The sequence below is a fragment of the Njordella aestuarii genome (assembly GCF_056494165.1).
This window is the reverse complement of record NZ_CM151397.1, coordinates 3,681,533-3,702,260: the sequence shown is the minus strand read 5'-3', so window position 1 is coordinate 3,702,260 and position 20,728 is coordinate 3,681,533. Positions and strand designations below refer to the sequence as shown.

The window sequence follows — 20,728 nt, the reverse complement described above, 5'->3', positions numbered from 1 at the left end:
TTCTCCATTTTGGATACTACACGACAGGTTTGTACGTTCTATCTCGATGACCAGATGTATGGCGTTGATGTTCAGTCCGTACAAGAAGTGATTCGCTACCAAGAGATGACGGAGATCCCTCTGGCGCATGAAGCAGTTGTTGGACTCATCAATCTTCGCGGCCAAATCGTTACTGCGATTGACATTCGTAAGCGGCTATGCCTTCCAGAACCGCCTGAGTCTCAGTTGCCGATGAATGTTGTGGTGCGGAGCGACGACGGTGTAATCAGCCTTTTGGTTGATCAGATTGGCGACGTGCAAGAAATTGATCCAGAGAATCTGGAACCGCCCCCGAGGAATCTTCTCAACGGCTCTCGCGAGATGATCCTTGGTGCGTACAAGCTAGCTGATCGACTGATCCTCATTTTAAATACGGAGCATGCGTTGAATGTGAATTAACAAGTGCTCGCTGATTCATCTACCAAAAAACAACAACCATTTCTCGTACAATTCAATAGTCACAAACTCCTGATTCCGATAGGCAAAAACAATGGCAACTGCAACACAAACCAAAAAACCCGCTTCCAAGACTGTGGCGAAAAAAGTAACGGCGACTACTAAGGCACCTGTAGTACGCAAGAACAACGACGCGGAGCTTGAGAGTTTCAAAGCCCAGATCGATAAACTCAACGAAGAACGTGAAGCGATGCTCGCGGAGATCAACGAGCTGCGCGTGCGAGTTGATATCGTCAACTTAACAAGCATCGTTTCAGAATCAGATCTCAAGGGCGACATTGTTTCGATCAACGACAAATTCGTCGAGATATCGAAGTACAGTCGCGAAGAACTGATCGGCGCACCTCACAGTACGACTCGTCACCCAGACATGCCGAAGGAAGTGTTCAAAGAGTTGTGGTCGACGATCGGTCGTGGTAAGACGTTTCGAGGTGTGATCAAAAACCGAGCCAAAGACGGAACTCCGTACTACGTCGACGCTGTTATCGCACCTGTAATGGGACCCAATAACAAGCCTCTGAAGTATATCGGAGTTAGGTATGATATTACCGACGCAGAAATCGAACGCCAGAATGCCAAGGGAATTCTATCAGCAATTGACAATTCGTTTGCCTACAGCGAATTTGATGTTAAGGGCAACATTCTTACGGCGAACGAGAATTTCCTCAAAGTAATGGGCTACAGCCTAACCGATCTTGTCGGAAAGCATCATCGGGTGCTCGTCGAAAATTCATACGCGAACTCCAATGCTTACCTTGAATTTTGGAACGATCTTAACGCAGGACTAAGCAAATCATCTGTATTCAAACAGATCGCGAAAGATGGTCGCGAAGTATGGACACAGTCAGTTTACGCGGCCGTCAAAGACGAAATGGGACGTGTGGTGAAGATCGTTGCAATCGCGACTGATATTACTGCAGATCGTTTACAATCTGCTGACTTTGAAGGACAGCTTGCTGCAGTCAGTAAATCGCAGGCAATCGCGGAGTACTCGCTTGATGGCACAGTGTTGAAATCGAATGATAACTTCATCGATACGCTGGGCTACTCTTTCGAAGAGATTAAAGGCCGTAACCACAGTATGTTTGTCGACGAGGCCGAACGTCAAAGCCCAGTCTATCGCGAGTTTTGGGCAAAGCTTAAAAAAGGCGAGTTCGTATCTGCCGAGTACAAACGAGTGGGCAAGGGTGGCAAAGAAGTCTATCTGCAGTCATCATACAATCCGATTCTGGATCTCAATGGCAATCCGTTCAAGATTGTTGAGTTCGCCACTGATTTGACTGAGCAAGTTGCTTCTCGCAATGAAATGCGGAAAAAAGTCGACTATCTTCTAGAACTCGCTTCCAAAGGCGACTTGACTCAAAACATCGAAGCAACTGGAGATGATGCGATCAGTCAGATTTGTCGCGGGTTAGGCGAATTCTTTGGCGAACTTCGCAAAACCATCTCGTCGATGGCTGACAACGCGGCGGCTCTATCTGGTGCATCGGAAGAACTTTCGTCGGTTAGTTGTCAGATGAGCTTGAATGCAGAAGAAACTTCGGCGCAAGCCAACGTTGTTTCTGCTGCTTCGGAGCAAGTGAGCCAGAACGTCAAGACGGTTGCTACAGGCGTCGACGAACTGAATGCAGCAATTCGCGAGATCGCTATGAACGCTGGCGAAGCAGCCAAGGTGTCTCAACAAGCTGTTTCAATCGCGGCAACTACCAACCAAACCATTTCGAAGCTCGGTCAAAGCAGTTGCGAAATTGGTAAGGTTGTTAAGGTAATCACGTCGATCGCGGAGCAAACGAATCTACTAGCTCTTAACGCTACAATCGAAGCGGCGCGAGCCGGTGAAGCTGGTAAGGGGTTCGCTGTGGTTGCCAACGAAGTCAAAGAACTTGCCAAAGAAACTGCGAAGGCAACGGAGGATATTAGCAAGAAGATCGATACGATCCAAAGCGATACTCGCGGTGCAATCCATGCCATTCGGGAAATCAGTGATGTGATCACCTCGATCAATGACATCTCGAATACTATCGCAAGTGCAGTTGAAGAGCAAACAGCGACTGCGAACGAGATGGGACGCAACGTAGCCGAAGCGGCTAAGGGCACCGTCGAAATTGCTCAGAACGTAGCGAATGTTGCTGTTGCGGCTGACAGTACGACTCAGGGTGCAAACAATACACAGCAAGCTGCCGCGGAACTGGCTCGTATGGCCACGGAGCTACAATGCTTGGTTTCCCGCTTTACGTACTAAACTTAGGTTGACCAAAGTTAGCCCGAGAATGTAAATCAATAGAACGGTCGTCAAGTATATCGCTTGACGGCCGTTCTTGCATTTACTGAAGGTGCACTTGAGCAACTTCCGACTGGTCCGTCAATCAATCTCTACGATTTTGGCGGCGCGGTTGGTTTTTCTTTTGCGCGTACTCGGCGACGTCTTTCGCTGCTTTAGTTTCTGTGCCAGCTTCTTCGAGAAATCCCAGGTCTCGAATCCAGTTGATATAAGTTTCCGGCCAAGTACCAAATGGAATACCGTTTCTTGCACCGATAGAACCGCCGTGACCTCCTCTTGCGTAAATATGCATTTCCAAGTTTGGTACGCCTGCTTTCAACATTGGATTAAAATAGTCCGCAGCCCAAATGGCGTGCACGCGATCGTCGGCTCCGGCGCAGACAAGATAAGAAGGCGGCACATTCTCTGGGATCTTTGTCTCGGGCGCTTTCGTAAATGGTGTTGGACCAGGGTAAACCAAACCTACAAAATCTGGGCGAGCTGACACTTCACGAAGTGGGTCGGCTTCGTCCTTATTATCGTTCTGGAATCCATCAAAAAATAATGCTGCAGGTGCGACAAGCTCCGCTCCGGCGGAAAACCCAAGTGCTCCAATTCGATTTGGATCCAGTTTCCACTCGGCTGCACGTGATCGCACTATACGGATCGCTTGAAACATATCATCAACGGCATCTTTCGTTGGCTCGTAGCCATCAACGCGCAATCGATTGCGAAGAACAACGGTAGAGATACCTTGCTTTGCAAAAAACGGAATCATATCGTATCCCTCGGGGCCGACCCAAAGAATGTTGTGTCCGCCGCCAGGAGCAACAATTACGACAGTACCGTTCTGTTCACGATTGTCGGCTAAATGCACTTCAATCGACGGGTTGTGGATGTTGATTGTCGTTAAAAGTTTAGTCGCGTCGGCGTTGGTCGAGTTGTATCTTTCCGCCTCATGAATCCGGTCCTTGTTCAATTTGGACGAATCGGGTGCATATAATGGCAATACAATGCCGCCATCGACTGCAGGTTGCGGAACAAAAGGACCATCGACAGTACTTCGTTCGGTTTCTTGCGCGTGGCAAGCGACCCCGCTTAAGAGAAGTAAGATGCTGGCGATTTGGTAGAAGTGAGATGAACGTCGAAGCATGTGGAAGGATTCCTTTTCGGGAGTCTGTTTTGAGGATTCAGTGGCGGGGAGCTAAGATTGTAATCAACTTTTGATCCTTGCGTGACTTGGCTACGGTCGCCCACTACCCCGGCTAGCCATTAAAATAGTACTTTGGACAAGTGAAAGTTCCGTGGAAGCTTTGGAAGCCCACTGGCTCGAGCGGTAGACTTGGGTTCAAATTTGCAGACACATTGTTATCTAATTGAGAGGTTGATTATGCGTTATCTATGCAGTTTATTGTTCGTATTTTCGCTGGTCGGTAATTTATCGGCTGAAGTCCAAACAAAGTCAGTCACGTATCAGGACGGTGATGTCCAGTTGGTAGGCTTCGTCGCTTGGGATGACACTAAAGCATCGTTGGACGGTGCTCGAAAAGCCCCAGGGATACTGATCGTGCATCAGTGGCTAGGTCTCACGGATTATGAAAAGAGCAGAGCCCAGCAGCTTGCTTCCCTTGGTTATGTAGCCTTTGCCCTCGACATTTACGGCGAAGGCAACAAGCCGGCGAGTGTTCAAACGGCCGGCGCAGTTGCTGGAAAATTTAAAGCAGATCGAGACCTTTTCCGACGACGACTGAATCTTGGGCTCGAACAGTTAAAATCGCTCAATGCCGTTAACTCGACGAAGGTGGCGGCGATCGGTTACTGTTTCGGAGGTACGGGTGCTATTGAGCTAGCGAGGTCTGGCGCTGACATCCGCGGCCTTGTAAGCTTTCACGGTGGACTAGATTCGCCAAATCCAAACGACGGCAAGAACATTCAAGCGAAGATCTTAGTTTGCCATGGAGCTGATGATCCATTTATGACCGCGGCTGATATTGACGCCTTCAAGGGCGAGCTGAATGAAGCTGGAGTCGATTGGCAGATGATCTATTACGCCAATGCAGTGCATTCCTTCACGCAGCCAATGGCTGGCAATGACAACTCTAGAGGCGCGGCTTATAACGAACTGGCGGACAAGAGGTCATGGGAAGCAATGCGAGTGTTTTTCGACGAGATTTTCGCCGAGTAAACTTCAGTTCACGTCGCAGTGCATACTTGTTAGCAGCCTGATAGGTAAACTTACTGGCTGCCGAGCTTTTGCGAGACAAGTGACAAGATTGAATCCGCCGAACTCATTTCGCCGACAGCAGTGGAGCTAGGGAAAAGAAGCTTCGGGATTGCACCGGAGCCAGCACGGCTATAAAGTTGGACATTCTTTTCGATGTATTTGCTCGGCAAGCCGCTTTGTAGTTGTTTCTGCAATTCCTCTTCACCAACCAGGCGTGCAGCTTCTTCTCTTGCCGCAGTTGCGTCTGTGCTATGCTCGAATAGCCAGTCATGAAAAGAGGTGAACTTACCTGAATCAATTCGCCAAACAGCAATTGCTAGTTCAGCGAGTTCGCAGGCTTGACTATGCTGCGCAGCGTTTGATTTAACAGTCGAGTTGCATTTCGAGTTCATGGGAACCGGCAGTGCAACGACTGCAAGTTTGCCGCCGCTTCGCTTCATCGCTTCCTTCAGCGCCACGTGGGTCTTTTGGCAATGTGGACAAGTGTAGTCGTACAGCTCCGCTATGATCTGCTCCGCTTCAGGATCTCCAACTACGGGCCATTTGGAAGGCTCAAGCTGCAGGCTATTCAGAACAGTGATCGTGCGGGGTTGATCATTCTCGGCTGCGACCTCATCGGCTGCCGTTGCCGAAGCGTCGCTGACTTGTGAGTTGATCAGCATTTGCGGCGAGATTAACGTAATCGCAGCGATTTGCCAGTTTGAATCAGATAGTACGGCGGCGGTTGGCGGTTCGAACAGATTGTCTGATTCGTCATTGGAAATCTCAGCATCATCCGACTCTGGTGCGCCGAAGAGAAAAGGTTCAGACTCTGGGCTATCTAGTTGTGTATGCGTTGAAGATGGCACATCGTAATCGATAACTTCGAAGCTAGCGGGTTCGGGCGCCAAAATCTGCGCAGTTGCTAGACCAGATGTTAGGACTACTGCTGCTGAGGCAAGTGTAATAAATCGAACCAACGAGAGTTTCTCGGTCGAGAGCATCGTGGCGGCAAAACCAAGTCCGCATGCGTGCGCGACCAGGCAATAGGGGCATAAGTGTTCGAGCCAGAAAACTTGCAAGGAGATAAACCAAAGAGCAGCTAGTCCCGCGCAGAACGAAGCACCGATTAGGAGGTTGTTTCGGAACCGAATAGCCATGCTGTTGGAACTTGGTAATGCAAGAGCGAGAAGCACAGTCGCGTAGAGGGCGATGGACAGAATACTGACAGGCACCCCGAGGATGCTTGAGAATTTACTGTTAAGAACATGCCCGCAATCAAAAACATCACCTCCGCATCCGGCAACCTTGGATGAGGTCAAACTGGCCCACGCAAGGTATCCGCTAACGCTCAACGCAACAATACTTAGCAGTGCGACGATCCAATTTCTATCAATTTGACCGAAAAAGGTGCGGGACCTCGAGTGGACGTCCGCAGTTCTCGCGCCGGCCGACTTGCCCAGCGTGATTGAGTGAGTGTTCAAGTAGGCTGAGTTGTGCGTGTGAGACATCGAATGTCCTTTTAAAAAGGGAAGCGGTTACATCATGCCGCTGAGCAATCCTCATGCCATGCTCCATTTGGATGAATGTTATTATCCGTATCTCGATTGCAGTCGCCCTTACGTGAGTAGGCGGCGTCCGGCCGATCTTGTCGTGCACTGCTTCCTTTTGCACGGCGGAAATCGCAACAAGGGCTCTTTGTTCATTGGTAACACGTGTTAAGTTAAAAGGACAAACAAACTAGGTACTTTGTTCGTTAACGCTTGTCTTGGGAAAGAATCAATATGTCGGAATCCATCAAATCGCTCATCAGCACGGGCACCAAGCTATATCTTGATTCGGTCAAGCCGGAGCTTGTCAAACAAAACATTGAGTGGGGGGCGGTAGGTGCGACTAGCAATCCAATCATCATTTCAGAGCTTATCAAAGGTGGAGCTTATGATGATGAGATTCAGGCGATGATTAGCGAAGGTAAGTCCGATTACGAGATCTGCTGGGCGGTCAACGACAAGATCGTATCATCGGCGCAAGATGCTTTTTTGCCGATTTGGAAGAAGACCAAAGGCAATGCAGGTTGGGTGAGTTTTGAGATCGATCCAATCTTGGAAGATGTCGAAAATGAAATCGATCACAACAAGCGTGTTTCCGAATACGTCCGCTTAGGAAGTCAGTGGTCGGAAAAGCAGGAGAATCGGATGATCAAAATTCCTGCAACACCAGCAGGTATTGAAGCGCTTGAGCATCTTGCTCAACAAGGCGTTACGCTGAATGTGACATTGATCTTTACGCAAAGCCAGTATGAAGCAGCTCGCGACAGCGTTTGGCGTGGAGCACAGCGTGCCGAGAATACCGACAACTTCAAGAGCGTGTACAGTATCTTTGTGTCACGAATTGACCAATATACTGCCAAGCATTGTGCGGGTTTAAGTGAAGAAGCGCAGGGAATGTATGGAATCCTCAACGCCAAGCGTCTCTTTGCGATGAATGAAGAGTTTTGGAGCCAGCATAAGCTGCCGTTGGAACAAGAAATTATTTTCGCAAGCACAGGAACCAAAGATCCCAAAGATCCACCTTGGAAGTACGTTGACGCCCTGGCCGGTGATGGCATCCAGACGAACCCTCCGGCCACTAACGAGGCGATTGCAGAGAGTGGCCGCAAGTTCGAAAGTCGCGTTCGTGAGCTGCCATCAAAAGCGATTCAAGAGGAACTAGATGCGGCAATTAACGTGCAACACTTGGAAGAAACGCTGATGTCGGAGGGACTTGAAAAGTTTGCGACACCGCAGAAAAAACTACTTGAGGCTGTCGCCAAGGCTCGTGGGGAACTGCAAGCTCGCTAGGCTTCTGCCGATAGCATTTCGAAGACCAGCGGGACCTGTTTGGTGGCAGGTCCTATGTAGTGCTCGTCAAATGCTGAACTAATCTGAGTCTGTTCGGCGTTGATTTCAATGCGTCGACAGTCGGGGCGTGTTTCTGAAACAAAACCGGCAGCGGGATAAACATTCCCCGAAGTTCCGATCGCCACAAACACATCGCACGCTCGGATTTTGGATATGATGCGGTTCATATGAAGTGGCATTTCGCCGAACCACACGATGTTGGGGCGAAGTCGACCTTTTGACAGAGGATCTTCGGGATGAGGCGTATACTCGTCAATGTCACCGTGCCATGCGTAGGTTTTGCCCGTGTCCAAGCAACGCGCCGAGAGTAGTTCGCCATGCATATGCAAAATCTGCCTACTGCCAGCTCGCTCGTGTAAGTTGTCTACGTTTTGTGTGACCAACAAGAAGTCCGTTGGGAAACGATGTTCAAACACGGCGATGGAGATGTGAGCTGAATTCGGCGCGATCGATGCCTCTTGCAACTGCCGCCTTCGCTGGTTGTAAAAATCGTATACCAGCCTTGGGTTTCGCTCGAACGCTTCCGGGCTACAAACGTCTTCAACACGATGGCCTTCCCATAGACCGTCAGCGTCACGGAAAGTCTTCAAACCGCTTTCTGCGCTCACCCCGGCACCGGTCAAAACGACAATCTTCATCTTACTCCCGCGTTTCTTCTTGAGCGTGTTTCGAAAGATTTTCGTCGATGATCTTTCCCCAAATTGCGTAACCCTCTGCATTCAAGTGGAGCAGATCCTCTTGGAAATATTTTGAAATCGGTAATCCCTTTTCGTCGAAATAGCGGTCTCGAGTCGGGATGAAATGTGTGTTAGTTAGTTCTTTCGTGAGGGAAGCGATGCCGTCATTCGCCTTAGCGATTGTTTCCCAAACCGAGAATCTTTTGGGAGTCGGCGTGATCTCAATGAAAAAGATCGGTGCAGTTGGAATCGCGATCCGAATCCTTTCAACTACATAGCGTGAAATTCGGACAACTTCTTCTGGTTCTTTATCCTTTTCGTCGTCTCCCGAGATATCGTTTGCAACAAAAATGACCACTGCTTGCGGGTCGTGTCCAGCTATCAGGCGATCAATGTAGACAGCCAAGTCGCTGAAACGAGCTCCTCCATAACCTCTTCGGACCGGTTTGTGATTGGGCAGATCTTTTTCGATTGAATCCCAAAGTCGAATGCTTGAAGAACCAAGAAAGAGTACATGTTCTTGCGTTGCGACTTGATCGTTGTTCTGGGCTTCTAGCTTCGCAATGTCAGGCTCCCACTTAGTCGCTTCGTCCCGATAAGCGGCGATTGGATCAGCTTGCAGTTGAGCGACGAAGAGCAGTGTTGCGAGAGCTTTTAGTAGCACGATGACCTCTTGAGGCAGGTTCGTTGAAAGAAACTTGGTTGAGCAGGTAGTTCAATTCTGGATAAGCTAGTTTAATCGAAGCCGGTGAAGGGATCGACCCGGAGGAACCAGAATGATTACTCTCGTTTCCAGCCCAGACTCGTTCCCAGGCTCCGCCAGGGAACGCACTGTCTTCGAGGCTCTGCCTCTCTTTTGGCATAAGGGTTAACCGAGCACATGCGCAGGCAGAGCCTGCAGTGCAGTGGGTTACCAGGCAGAGCCTGGTAACCAGTATTTTCACTCGTGCGGAGCTCGGACTCGTTCCCAGGTTCCGCCTGGGAACGCACTGTCTTCGAGGCTCAGCCTCTCTTCAGGTACAACGGTTAACGGAGCAAATGCGCAGGCAGAGCCTGCAGTGCAGTGGGTTACCAGGCAGAGCCTGGTAACCAGTATTTTCACTCGTGCGGAGCTCGGACTCGTTCCCAGGTTCCGCCTGGGAACGCACTGTCTTCGAGGCTCAGCCTCTCTTTTGGCATAACGGTTAACCGAGTAAAGTCGAGCTGCCGAAGTACTAGAATGTATCTTCGCTGATTGTAAGTTCAGCAAGGTGCGGTAAAACATTGCACAAAGCAACTGGCGGATTTCCGTACGGTGATTGTCTACCTTGGAAACAACTAAATGGCATCCCTATCCAAAGTACTACTTTTCAAACGCAATGTTGCCTCGGATGTAGACGACACTCGTTTGCGCCGCGTGTTGGGACCCGTCCAGCTAACGCTGCTAGGGATTGGGGCCATCATCGGCACGGGAATCTTTGTGCTGACAGGTACTGCGGCTGTTGGATCCGCTGGTCATCCCGGGGCGGGGCCTGCAATTGTTCTGTCTTTCATCATAACGGCGATTGCCTGTGGTCTAGCTGCCGTTTGCTATGCCGAATTTGCATCGATGGTTCCTGTGTCTGGCAGTGCTTACGCTTATGCATATGCATCGTTCGGCGAAATATTTGCTTGGATCATTGGTTGGGACTTGGTGCTCGAATATGCCGTTGGTAACGTAGCAGTTGCGATTGGCTGGGCAGATTATATGCAGACGTTATTACATTACATTGGCGTAGAGTTTCCGGCTTGGCTGTCGATCGATCCGATGAGTGTTCGTCACATCTTAGCGGAACAAGCGACTCATACAGCGGCGCAAGTTGAACTTGCTAAAGCCGCAGTGGCCTCGGCACCACATCTTGGAATACCGATCATTTTTAATCTGCCAGCGTTCTTAGTGGTATTCATCATCACAGTCCTCCTCATGATAGGTGTGAAGGAATCCGCTACAGTCAACGGAATCTTGGTCGCACTTAAAATAGCTTTGATTGGAATGTTTCTTTATTTCGGGCTCAAGCATGTGGACTTTGATACTCACTGGCAAGACTTTGCACCAAATGGAGTCAAAGGAGTCCTCACTGGATCGGCCTTAATCTTTTTCGCTTACATCGGTTTTGATGCCGTATCGACGACTTCTGAAGAGTGCAAGAACCCGCAACGAGATGTGCCAATTGGAATGTTTGCTTCGCTCGCGATTTGTAGCATCTTATACGTCGCTGTAGCCGCAGTCTTAACTGGAATGGTTCCATTGCAGATGCTTGATAACGCAAGTCCGGTTGCTGAGGCGTTGAAGGCCGTAGGAGAACATCGAGTAGCCCTGATACTTTCGTTGGGCGCCGTGCTGTCGATGTTCAGTGTATTACTGGTTCTTCAGTTTGCTCAAAGTCGCATTTTATACGCTATGAGTCGCGATGGTCTGCTTCCGAAGTTTCTGAGTTCGACTCATTCGCGGTTCTCGACTCCAATATGGGCCACGATTGTGACTGGATTGATGGTGGGCATTCCGGCTGCGTTTATAGACATCGCTTTGGCCGCAGAGCTAACTAGCATCGGAACGCTATTCGCTTTTGCGTTAGTCGCGGGCGGCATTTTGATTTTGCGAGTGGAACAGCCAGGGATTGAGCGAAAATTTCGCGTGCCGTTCGCTTACTTTGTGTGCCCAGCATGCATCATCATGTGTGTCGGCCTGATGCTGCAGCTTCCAGCTGCAACGTGGTGGCGATTCGTTGTCTGGATGGCTGTTGGCATGTTCTTGTACTTTGGTTTTGTTATTCCTCGTCGTATGGCAGCGTAATTTTATGGACGTTGGTTTTCCCGCTCTTGAAAAACCGCTTGATATGCTCGTTGTTGCCCCGCATCCCGACGATGCTGAACTCGGCATGGGCGGAACTATAGTTAAAATGTTGCGTGCTGGATGGCGAGTTGGAATTCTTGATCTGACTACGGGCGAACCAACGCCACATGGAACGCCAGAGCTTCGCATTGAGGAAACTCAACGAGCGACCGAGCACCTGCAACTGACGTGGCGACATAACGCTGGCATGCGCAATCGGTTTCTAGAGCCTACTTTAGACAACCGCGCGGTCCTAGCTAATATTTTTCGAGCAGTCAGACCGCGATGGTTGTTTGCTCCGTACTGGGAAGATGCCCATCCGGATCATCTTGCAGCAACGCAGCTGGTGGATGGCGCGAGATTTTGGTCTAAGTTGAGCAAGAGTGAATTGCTCGGTGAGCCCTTTCATCCAGAACGTATCTTCAACTACTATTGTGTGCATCTGAAGCTAACGCCACAGCCGGCATTTATTGTCGACATTACAGCGGAATGGGAAGTAAAGAAGGCGTCGATCGCAGCCTATCAAAGCCAGTTCGTGGCAGGTCGTAGTCAAGAGTGGCCGACCTTTCTGGACCGAATGGAGCACGAATCGCTCTACTGGGGGAAAGCGATCGGCAAGACTTACGGCGAACCGTTCACATCTCGCGAACCTATCGGCCTTATGGATCTCCAGTCTCTGATCTAGCGCACTTCATTTTAACGCGCCGATTTGAATAACCTGTATGGTGCTTTTAGAGCGGAAAAACGCCGAAGACGACGCAGGCGATAGTCATAACGACGGAAGCGAAAAACAAGTAAGGTATCGTAAATCGCTGATGCTGCCAAAGTTCGATTCCGGAGAGACCGACGAGCAGAAATGTGGCTGGCGTCAACGGGCTGACTGGAAAACCGGTGGTCATTTGTCCTAGCAAAGCACCTTGAGCAATCTGCGTGGCTGGCACTTGCGACTCAACGCCAATGCTTGTTAAGACTGGGAGTACGCCAAAGTAGAATGAGTCAGGGTCAAATACGAGGCTCATCGGCATCGATAAGATACCAAGAGTGAACGGCAAATGTGCCACTGCATTTTGTGGGAACAACGTGACTGCCGCCTGGGACATGGCGTTGAGCATGCCAGTTTCATTGAGTATACCAGTGAACGATCCAGCAGCGAAAAGGATGCTTGCCATCAGTAGAGCCGTTTTCGAATGAGCCTCGATAACGGCTTTTTGGTTCTGAACTGTCGGGTAGTTTATAAGCAGTGCGATCGCCGTACCCAGCATGAAGGCAACGGCTGGGTGAGCATAGCCGCTGATCAATGCCGTCAATAAGACTAATGTGATAGCTGCATTGAGCACGACGAGCTTAGGACGACGTAAGAATTTTTGTCTTTCATCAAGCGAAGGCAAGTGAGCAGTTACCTCGATGGGCGCGAGCGCCGCTCCGTCAAACTTCAGTCGTTTCTCCTCTCTCCTGCCGAGCCAGAATGCGACTCCGCCCACGTAGATTAAGCCGACCCCTAGGACCGGCAGCAACGGCATGAAGATTTCAGCTACCGGAACTTTCAAAGCCGCCGCGGCGCGAATCGTAGGCCCGCCCCACGGCAACATATTCATTACACCTGCAGCCAATGAAACCACGCAGGCTAGAACACGAATATCCATGCCCAAGCGTTTGTAAAGTGGTAACATGATCGGGACGGTCGTCAAAAACGTGGTAGCCCCCGATCCGTCTAACATTGTCAACGCCGTAAGTACAGCAGTGCCTAACGTTATACGGGATGGTGAGGTGCCGACAGCCTTGAGGACGCGATGAACGATCGGATCGAACATGCCTGCATCGGTCATAATTCCGAAATATAGTATCGCGAACATGAACATCGCAGCAAAAGGTGCAATGTCCTTTACTCCCTTAAGAACGAAGTCTGTTGTCTGCAAGCCAAAACCAGCAACGAGAGATGCGACCACTGGAACAGAAATCAATGCGACCAACGGCGACATCCTATTGGTAAGGATGAGCAGTAAAAGAGCGGCAATTGTCGTTAAGCCTAACGCAGCAAGCATATGATTAAGCCTGTCGGTCTGTGTTAATTAAACTACGGAGTTCGGTCGGCACTTCAATTTCCGCATCTAACATCAGAAACGATAAGCACTTACCGTGTGTATCCAGCCCCAATGATTCGTTGACGCCTCCATCTAACGCGCCGTCAATTACGAAGTTTAGAGCATGAAGCTTAGTGAGTACGAATCGTTGGACACGAGCGGGCTTCCGATAGCTGAAGATCTCCGCGACTCGGTCAACGGTTAACTGTTCGACGAGCACTGGAAAGAATTCTTCTCGGTAAGCAATAACACTTATATTGGCCGTGTCACCTTTATCACCCGACCGTCCGTGTGCTAATGCGTGAATTTTGACACGAGTCTTAAGTTCAGTCATAAAGCTACTCCAAAAAGCCAAAGGACGACGAAACTTTGTCTCGCGGCACAAGGCACGAAACGGAATGAAGTCTCGACCGAATCGCAGTCCGAACGCCTCCGCCGCCGGCGGGTCCACACGTGTAAAGGGCGGTGACCTCACGGAGCATTTGTTCGACGGTCGATCGATCAGCATGGCTGCCTGCTATACGGAGGCGGACATCGTTCGAGGTGATTTGTGATTTATGTGTTTGAGCGCGATTCTTGTCGTCCCCAAACACGCTGATAACTCCAATAAGGTCGAAGCGTAGCTCGAGTTCGCTGCCTACTCGACGTTGGACAATGTCGGCCGCCAACCTAGCACGCATCTCAGCGTTGGGGCCTGCGAACGAGATTTCTCCTTCCCCCAGCCATCCTCCGTTGTAACACACTAGTGCCTTTAAAGTGTCCGTGCGAGGATGGCCTTCGACGTCATGTAGAGCAACACGATTCTCTCCAAGCTGCGTCACATACGCCTGAGAAATATCTGCAACGACGTCCGGAGTAACGTAGGCCGCCGGATCATGAACTTCGTACAACAATTGCTCTTTTACAGTGCGCAACGAGACTTCGCCTCCGGTTCCATCGGGTTTTGTAATTATTGTGGTTCCGTCTGAATCGATTTCGGCTATGGGATAGCCGACAGCGTGTAAATCGGTAACAGTTTTAAAGGGTGGGTCGGCAAAGTAACCGCCTGTCACTTGAGCACCACATTCGAGCAAATGTCCAGCCATGGTTGCACGCGCTAACCTTTGCCAGTCGTTTTGCGACCAGTCAAAGTGAGCGAACGCTGGCCCCAGAACCAGCGATGGGTCCGCAACTCTGCCAGCAACGACGACTTGTGCACCTGCACGCAGCGCGTCGGCAATGGATTCGGCACCCAGATATACATTTGCACTCACAAGATCACTGGGGTCTATTTCTTCGTCGATGAATTCGTTCAAGATCTTTCTGCCTCGCGGATCAGAAAAATCATCACCGTGAATGATGGCGATTCGCAATGGTTGTAGACCTAACTCATGTGCAATCGATTGAATTTTTACAGCAGCGGCCGTTGGGTTGGCGGCACCAAAATTACTAACGATAGGAATCGAATGCTCAGTGGTTCTTTTAAGAATAGGTCGGACCATCGGATCGAGAAGTGGCGCGTAGCCTTTGGTGGCGTCGTTGCGACGGTCTAGTTGCGACAATGCGAGAGTACGTTCAGCTAGCATTTCGAAGACAAGAACACCAGACTCACCACTCTTGATCATCGTTTCGACGATCGGACCTGCGCTATCGGTCCGGTCTTGCCCGAAGCCAGCGGCACATCCGACAAGAAGCTTCTTCTTCATATGTTCGTCTTTCGATAAAGTCACTGTATTTCGGCAAACAAGCGTGAGTGCACGCGTTGTCGAAGCGTTCGTCTGAAAGGACTTGTGATATTGGATTCGAGGTAAAATGAGAGGGTTAAACGGATGCTCGAAGTTTTCGGCGCATTATTTTGTTCGACTCCGTTCTAGGTAAAGAAGAGACTATTCGAATTTCTGATATGTGAAAAAGCGGATTTAGCTGGGAGCTGATCATCTTCTGTAGAACAGGTTTGAGAGACTCAGCGGTATCATCTACCCCGGATTTCAGTACCAGGAAAAGAATTAACCGAGAAGGGCCGCCTTCCGGTGGACTGCAAGCAATCGCGGCGCTTTCCATAACGCCGGTCAATCGATTCACGACTCGTTCAATCTCAGCACAACCGACTTTTATACCGCCTAGGTTCATGGTGTCATCGCTACGGCCCACTACCCGGAAATAGCCGTTTGTCATTCTGCAAAGTTCATCGCCGTGCTGCCGCAGACGGACGCCTTTTTCGTCGACAACGCCTCTGCCAAAGTATATGTCAGCATGATCGCGATTGAGCAAACGCGAAGAAAGTCCGATTGATGCACCACGAAGGAACACCTCACCTTGCTCTGCTGGTTTATCGTCATCGCCGATCAACAGCAAATCAATTCCGAGGGCCGGCGTGCTGAACGTTGACGGAATGCAGGGCTGGACAACTGTTCCTGTTACATATCCGCCACCTATCTCTGTCCCACCACAATACTCAATGACCGGTCGGTATTTTGCAAGGTGCATTAGATAGACCATGTCTTCGGGGTTCGAACACTCTCCGGTAGAACTAAACGCATTAATACCCGACCAATCAAACTGGCGCATGCAGTCACGCTGACGCCACGATCTCACAAGGCTTGGTACCACGCCCAGCATAGTCACGCGTGCATTCTGGACGAAGCGGCCAAAGTTTTCATCCGTGGGCGCTTGTGGGTATGTAGCTATTGTGCAGCGATTAATCAGAGAGGCAAAAATCAACCACGGTCCCATCATCCAGCCGAGACTCGTTGGCCAGCAGGTGACGTCTCCGGGTTGCAGATTATGATGAAAGTAGGCATCCATCGCACACTTGATTGGTGTCGTGTGATCCCATGGGATGGCTTTAGGTTCGGCAGTTGTTCCGGAAGAAAACAAGATCTGAATTGTATCGTCTGGTTTGCGTGCCGCGTATCGCAACTCCGAATTGTTCGAGAGAAAGGTCGACAACTCTTCGTCGCCTGCTCGCAGGTTTACTGACGAATGGTTAGTAACCACAATCGCTCGAGCACAGTCAAAAGTTAAGATCTTTTCGTATACTGGCATTCGTTTGCTTCCCCATTCAACGAAGTCTTGAACGAAGACGCGTCGGACGTTAGCAATTTGAAATCGCAATTCGATTTCTTGCGACGCAAAGCTATCTGCAACCGATACAACGACGCAACCAGCGGCTATGATTCCGAGATATATTGCGATGGCAGTCGGTGTCATTGGCATCACAATGCCGATAGCATCACCTGGTTCAGTACCGCTTTCGATTAACCCATTGGCAACTCGGGCAGAGATCCGGCGAAGTGTCTCATAAGTGACTTCTTCATAGCCGAAATCGCCTTCTTTCGGGATGAAATTTCTGATCGCAATGCGATGATCGAACAGCGAATCGAAGCAACTCTCAACGATATTCAGTCGAGCACCGACCAACCACGACGGACTGACCGAGAAGATGTCGTCAACTATGCTTTCGTAGCGCGTATCGAAACGAATATTAAGTGTTCGGATTACATGACGCCAGAACGATTCGCGATCTTCAATAGACCAGCGGTGGAAATCGGCATAACTTGCGAGACCAAGCTCTTTCTGACTGCGTGCGATATTGCTTTGGTCAACGGAGATTGGGCTAGGAGTCCAGATAGGTTGGTCGAGCGATGTTGAGAGTTGGAAGCATCGACGGTACAACTCGAGATGGAGCTTGAAATCATGCTTAGGCGTTAGCACGTGTTGTGATAGTTTAGTCCAAGTTCGAACTGCATCTTCGTGAGTCTGGATTATTACGAGCGAGTTCACAACTTGGGCGGCTTCCGTCTCAAGTGTGCCACCATCGATAAGTTTCTGCGTTACTTCTGTTGTTTCCATTATTCGCGCCTCTGTTGCTATTGAACTAGCTATTGTTCACTAGCTCAATTGCCATTGCTACCGCTTCACCACCACCGATGCAGAGTGCTGCTACGCCGACTTTCGCGTTACGTAATCGCATTGCGTTGACAAGCGTAACCAAGAGTCGGGTACCGCTTGCTCCAATTGGATGTCCAAGTGCGATCGCGCCGCCGTTAACGTTAAGCCTTTCATGCGGTATCGAAAGTTCTCGCATCGCAGCGATAGGAACGCAAGCGAACGCTTCGTTGATCTCAAACAAATCAATGTCATTTACTGAAAGCGAGAGCTGCTTCAAAAGTTGTTGGATCGCCGCAATAGGGGCCAGAGTGAACCATTCAGGCTCTTGAGCAACCGATGTGTGACCAAGGATCTTCGCGACGCAAGTTGCACTGGTTTCTCTAGCTGCTGATTCGGACATCAGGACGACGGCGGCTGCCCCATCATTAATCGATGAAGCGTTTCCGGCTGTGATTGTACCTTCAGCTTCGAAAGCAGGCCGTAGTTGTCTGAGTTTAACTTCGTCAAAGCGCTCCGGCTCTTCATCTTTGCTGAGCGATGTGCCGTTTTTGCCTTTCGCTTCGACAATGACAAGTTCATCTTCAAATTGCCCTGAAGCAGTCGCCTCTCTGGCGCGACGGTAGCTTTCAACCGCGAAATCGTCTTGCAGAGCTCGGCTCAGACCATATCTTGAAGCGCATCGCTCAGCAAAAATGCCCATATGCGTCTGGTCAAAGGCATCGGTCAGACCATCGCGTAATATTGAGTCTGTCAACTGCACGTGCCCGAGGCTTTGGCCAGTTCTCATGGAATCGGAAATAAAGGGAGCGCGGCTCATACATTCCATGCCTCCGGCAACAACAACGTTCGCATCACCGCATCGGATTGCCTGATCGCCCAGCATCACGGCTTTAAGCCCCGAACCGCAGACTTTGTTGATGGTTGTCGCGCTTACATGCGTCCCAAGTCCAGCGCCGAACGAAGCTTGCCGAGCAGGGTTCTGTCCTAAGCCTGCGGACAGAACATTTCCCATCAGCACCTCGTCGACAGCGTCGAGCGGAATCTGTGATCTAGTCAAGGCTGCTGCGATCGCAAGACTTCCTAATTCGACGGCGGGAATCGATGCGAGCGAACCTCGAAAACGTCCGATGGGAGTGCGTGCTGCGCTGGCGATAAATACTGTTGAGCTCATGAATGAAAATTTTGATTAACTGGCGGGTACTTAGACTTCAATGTTCAGTGTGGTGTGAGTTGGCTAGACAATCCAATTGCCTTTGCTCGTCGAAATGTTACTGTCCCTTAGTTGCGTAGGGTGCATTGCGCTGGTAGGAACTTATGTATCACGATAAACGTGCATGTCTGAATTGTTGGTTATGCGGAAGGTGTCCAATGTACCGATCGACTTTGGCTTGGGTAAGCGGTGTCTATGTACTTCTTGTTTTTTGTACTTCGGTGCAAGCGGAAGTTACGAGTATTCAGATCGATTCGCGAGAAAGTCCGACCTTTGAAGGCAGGTCGTTTGGAGAAGCCGGAACTTATGAAAAAGTTATTGGACGTGCATTCGGTGAGCTTGATCCTTTCGACTCGCGAAACGCCATTATCCATGACCTTGAACTTGCGCCGCGAAATGAACGTGGAAGAGTCGAGTACGTTGCAACCTTTACAATGATCAAGCCGGTCGATATGAGCAGATCGAGCGGTGTGCTCGTATACTCTGTCCCAAACCGTGGCAACCATCTGATGGCTCAAGCGTTGCAAGGCGGAGATCCCGGCGATGGGTTCCTTTATAACCGAGGTCACTCGATTCTTTACAGTGGTTGGCAAGGAGACTTGCCAGCACGTCCCGGATCCGAAACCATCACTGTTCCAGTCGCAAAAAACGAGGACGGTTCTGCGATCACCGGTAAAGTCCTGCATCGTTTTTTCGATCATGCTCGGAATGCAAAGTCGTTGGTAATTCCCAGCGTCTATCCACCTTTTTCGCTGGATACGAGACAAGCTTTGCTGACGCGACGTACTAGCGACGATAGTGCTGTGGTGCCAATATCGCCTGACGACTGGGCTTTTGCAAACTGCGATTCTGAGCCATTTCCGGGAGTTCCCGATCCAACGCGGATCTCCATTCGTGGTGGAATTGACGAGACGCAGCTTTACGAAATCGTTTATACCGCTAAGGACCCACTTGTGTTGGGGATCGGTCTTGCAGCGACACGCGATATCGTTTCGCATTTTCGGTACGGTCGAGCCGAGGCTGAGAATCTGCTCGAGAATCGAGTCACCCATGTGATTGCGCAGGGGATTTCGCAGGCAGGTAACTTCATCAAAACTTTTCTGCATTTGGGATTCAATGAGGACGAATCGAGCCGCATTGTTTGGGACGGCGCAAACCCTCATATTGCAGCTAGGCAGTTGCCGATCAACTTTCGTTTCGCTCGACCTGGAGGAGCGGCGTCGATGTACGAACCAGGTAGCGAAGGCGTTCTCTGGTGGGGGAACTATAGCGACAGCGTACGCGGTTTGAAAACTGGGAGTCTGCTCGATCGTTGCAATCAGGCCAACGTTTGTCCGAAGGTGTTTGAGACCTATGGAAGCGCAGAATACTGGGGGCTTCGCATGTCGCCTGGAATTGTGGGTACCGAGGCCGATGAAGATATCCCTTTGCCGGATGCCGTTCGACGCTATTACTTTCCGGGGACAACGCACGGTGGAGGTCGTGGTGGCTTTGATTTGGAGTTGAGTCGCAATCGGACGTTTCAACTGCCTGGCAACCAGAATCCGCAAACAGAAACGATGCGAGCTCTCTTCGACGCGCTTGTAGCATGGACTGTTCGTGGAGAAGAGCCGCCGGAGAGCCGTTACCCATTGCTCTCTATTGGCGACCTCGTCGGTCCGAATGCAGAGTCGATGGGATTCCCGCTGATCCCAGGCTGGCCCTTGCCAAACAATTTGTTGAATCAGTTTCTCGACTACGACTTTGGACCAAAATTCGATGCAAATACAATGAAAGGCGAGCTTCAAGTACCGCCAACTATTCGTCGCATCATCCCCGGCTTGGCTCCACGTGTCGATCGCGATGGCAATGAAATCGGAGGTGTTCCCTCGGTGCAACACTTGGTCCCGCTTGGAACGTACCTTGGATGGAATGTTAAAGAAGGAGGTTACTACCACAATCGCGCAAGCGGATTTTTCGGCGGCTTTATACCATTTGCCGAGACGAAAAAAGAGCGAGAAGAACGGCAGGATCCAAGGCTCTCGTTGGCAGAACGTTACGAAAATCATGCAGGCTTTGTCGATCGTGTTCGAATGGCTGCGACCAAATTGGTCAACGAGGGATTTTTGCTCGAAGACGACGCCGAACGGATTGTTCAAGAGGCCGACGCAAGTTCGATCCTGTCCAATTAGGCAGTGAGGG

At 50.3% G+C, this 20,728-nt stretch carries 16 protein-coding genes; 7 read left to right on the top strand and 9 right to left on the bottom strand.

Annotated features, from left to right (window positions below; translation table 11 throughout):
• Positions 1–9 precede the first annotated feature (9 nt).
• Both SH451x_RS14840 and SH451x_RS14835 read left to right on the top strand, forming a co-directional pair.
• Positions 10–438: a chemotaxis protein CheW gene (locus tag SH451x_RS14840; protein WP_479357766.1), complete on the top strand. Its 429-nt coding sequence runs from the start codon at positions 10–12 to the stop codon at positions 436–438.
• Between the two features lie 91 nt (positions 439–529).
• Complete coding sequence (locus tag SH451x_RS14835) at positions 530–2,737, top strand: methyl-accepting chemotaxis protein (RefSeq protein WP_479357765.1); 2,208 nt, start codon at positions 530–532, stop codon at positions 2,735–2,737.
• 124 nt (positions 2,738–2,861) lie between these two features.
• Here the strand turns inward: SH451x_RS14835 and SH451x_RS14830 are convergent, their stop codons facing one another.
• Positions 2,862–3,908, bottom strand: a complete 1,047-nt coding sequence (locus SH451x_RS14830) for an alpha/beta hydrolase (protein ID WP_479357764.1) — start codon at positions 3,906–3,908, stop codon at positions 2,862–2,864.
• Positions 3,909–4,145: 237 nt separating this feature from the next.
• Here SH451x_RS14830 and SH451x_RS14825 point away from each other — a divergent pair, with 237 nt between their 5' ends.
• Complete coding sequence (locus tag SH451x_RS14825; RefSeq protein WP_479357763.1) at positions 4,146–4,940, top strand: dienelactone hydrolase family protein; 795 nt, start codon at positions 4,146–4,148, stop codon at positions 4,938–4,940.
• A 50-nt stretch (positions 4,941–4,990) separates the two neighbouring features.
• On the opposite strand, the gene SH451x_RS14820 is transcribed toward SH451x_RS14825, so the two are convergent.
• On the bottom strand, positions 4,991–6,469 hold the full coding sequence (locus SH451x_RS14820) for a vitamin K epoxide reductase family protein (RefSeq protein ID WP_479357762.1): 1,479 nt from the start codon (positions 6,467–6,469) through the stop codon (positions 4,991–4,993).
• A gap of 273 nt (positions 6,470–6,742) precedes the next feature.
• Here SH451x_RS14820 and SH451x_RS14815 point away from each other — a divergent pair, with 273 nt between their 5' ends.
• Positions 6,743–7,798, top strand: coding sequence for a transaldolase family protein (locus SH451x_RS14815; RefSeq protein WP_479357761.1), 1,056 nt, complete (start codon positions 6,743–6,745; stop codon positions 7,796–7,798).
• Here SH451x_RS14815 and SH451x_RS14810 read toward each other — a convergent pair.
• Complete coding sequence (locus tag SH451x_RS14810; RefSeq protein ID WP_479357760.1) at positions 7,795–8,496, bottom strand: NAD-dependent deacylase; 702 nt, start codon at positions 8,494–8,496, stop codon at positions 7,795–7,797. The two genes, SH451x_RS14815 and SH451x_RS14810, sit on opposite strands and share 4 nt — an antisense overlap.
• A 1-nt stretch (position 8,497) precedes the next feature.
• Positions 8,498–9,199, bottom strand: a complete 702-nt coding sequence (locus SH451x_RS14805; RefSeq protein WP_479357759.1) for a GDSL-type esterase/lipase family protein — start codon at positions 9,197–9,199, stop codon at positions 8,498–8,500.
• 657 nt (positions 9,200–9,856) lie between these two features.
• Between SH451x_RS14805 and SH451x_RS14800 the strand changes: the two genes are divergently transcribed.
• Positions 9,857–11,347, top strand: coding sequence for an amino acid permease (locus SH451x_RS14800; protein WP_479357758.1), 1,491 nt, complete (start codon positions 9,857–9,859; stop codon positions 11,345–11,347).
• 4 nt (positions 11,348–11,351) lie between these two features.
• Positions 11,352–12,071: a bacillithiol biosynthesis deacetylase BshB1 gene (bshB1, locus tag SH451x_RS14795; protein WP_479357757.1), complete on the top strand. Its 720-nt coding sequence runs from the start codon at positions 11,352–11,354 to the stop codon at positions 12,069–12,071.
• Positions 12,072–12,117: 46 nt separating this feature from the next.
• On the opposite strand, the gene SH451x_RS14790 is transcribed toward bshB1, so the two are convergent.
• The 5 genes from SH451x_RS14790 to SH451x_RS14770 all read right to left on the bottom strand — a co-directional run bounded on the left by SH451x_RS14790 (position 12,118) and on the right by SH451x_RS14770 (position 18,508).
• On the bottom strand, positions 12,118–13,428 hold the full coding sequence (locus SH451x_RS14790; RefSeq protein WP_479357756.1) for a CitMHS family transporter: 1,311 nt from the start codon (positions 13,426–13,428) through the stop codon (positions 12,118–12,120).
• Positions 13,429–13,432: 4 nt separating this feature from the next.
• Positions 13,433–13,801, bottom strand: coding sequence for an AtuA-related protein (locus SH451x_RS14785; RefSeq protein ID WP_479357755.1), 369 nt, complete (start codon positions 13,799–13,801; stop codon positions 13,433–13,435).
• Positions 13,802–13,805: 4 nt separating this feature from the next.
• On the bottom strand, positions 13,806–15,152 hold the full coding sequence (locus SH451x_RS14780; protein ID WP_479357754.1) for an acyclic terpene utilization AtuA family protein: 1,347 nt from the start codon (positions 15,150–15,152) through the stop codon (positions 13,806–13,808).
• Positions 15,153–15,267: 115 nt separating this feature from the next.
• Complete coding sequence (locus tag SH451x_RS14775) at positions 15,268–17,298, bottom strand: AMP-binding protein (protein WP_479357753.1); 2,031 nt, start codon at positions 17,296–17,298, stop codon at positions 15,268–15,270.
• A 25-nt stretch (positions 17,299–17,323) separates the two neighbouring features.
• Positions 17,324–18,508: a thiolase family protein gene (locus tag SH451x_RS14770; RefSeq protein WP_479357752.1), complete on the bottom strand. Its 1,185-nt coding sequence runs from the start codon at positions 18,506–18,508 to the stop codon at positions 17,324–17,326.
• 197 nt (positions 18,509–18,705) lie between these two features.
• Here SH451x_RS14770 and SH451x_RS14765 point away from each other — a divergent pair, with 197 nt between their 5' ends.
• Positions 18,706–20,718: an alpha/beta hydrolase domain-containing protein gene (locus SH451x_RS14765; protein WP_479357751.1), complete on the top strand. Its 2,013-nt coding sequence runs from the start codon at positions 18,706–18,708 to the stop codon at positions 20,716–20,718.
• The last annotated feature ends 10 nt before the right edge of the window (positions 20,719–20,728 follow it).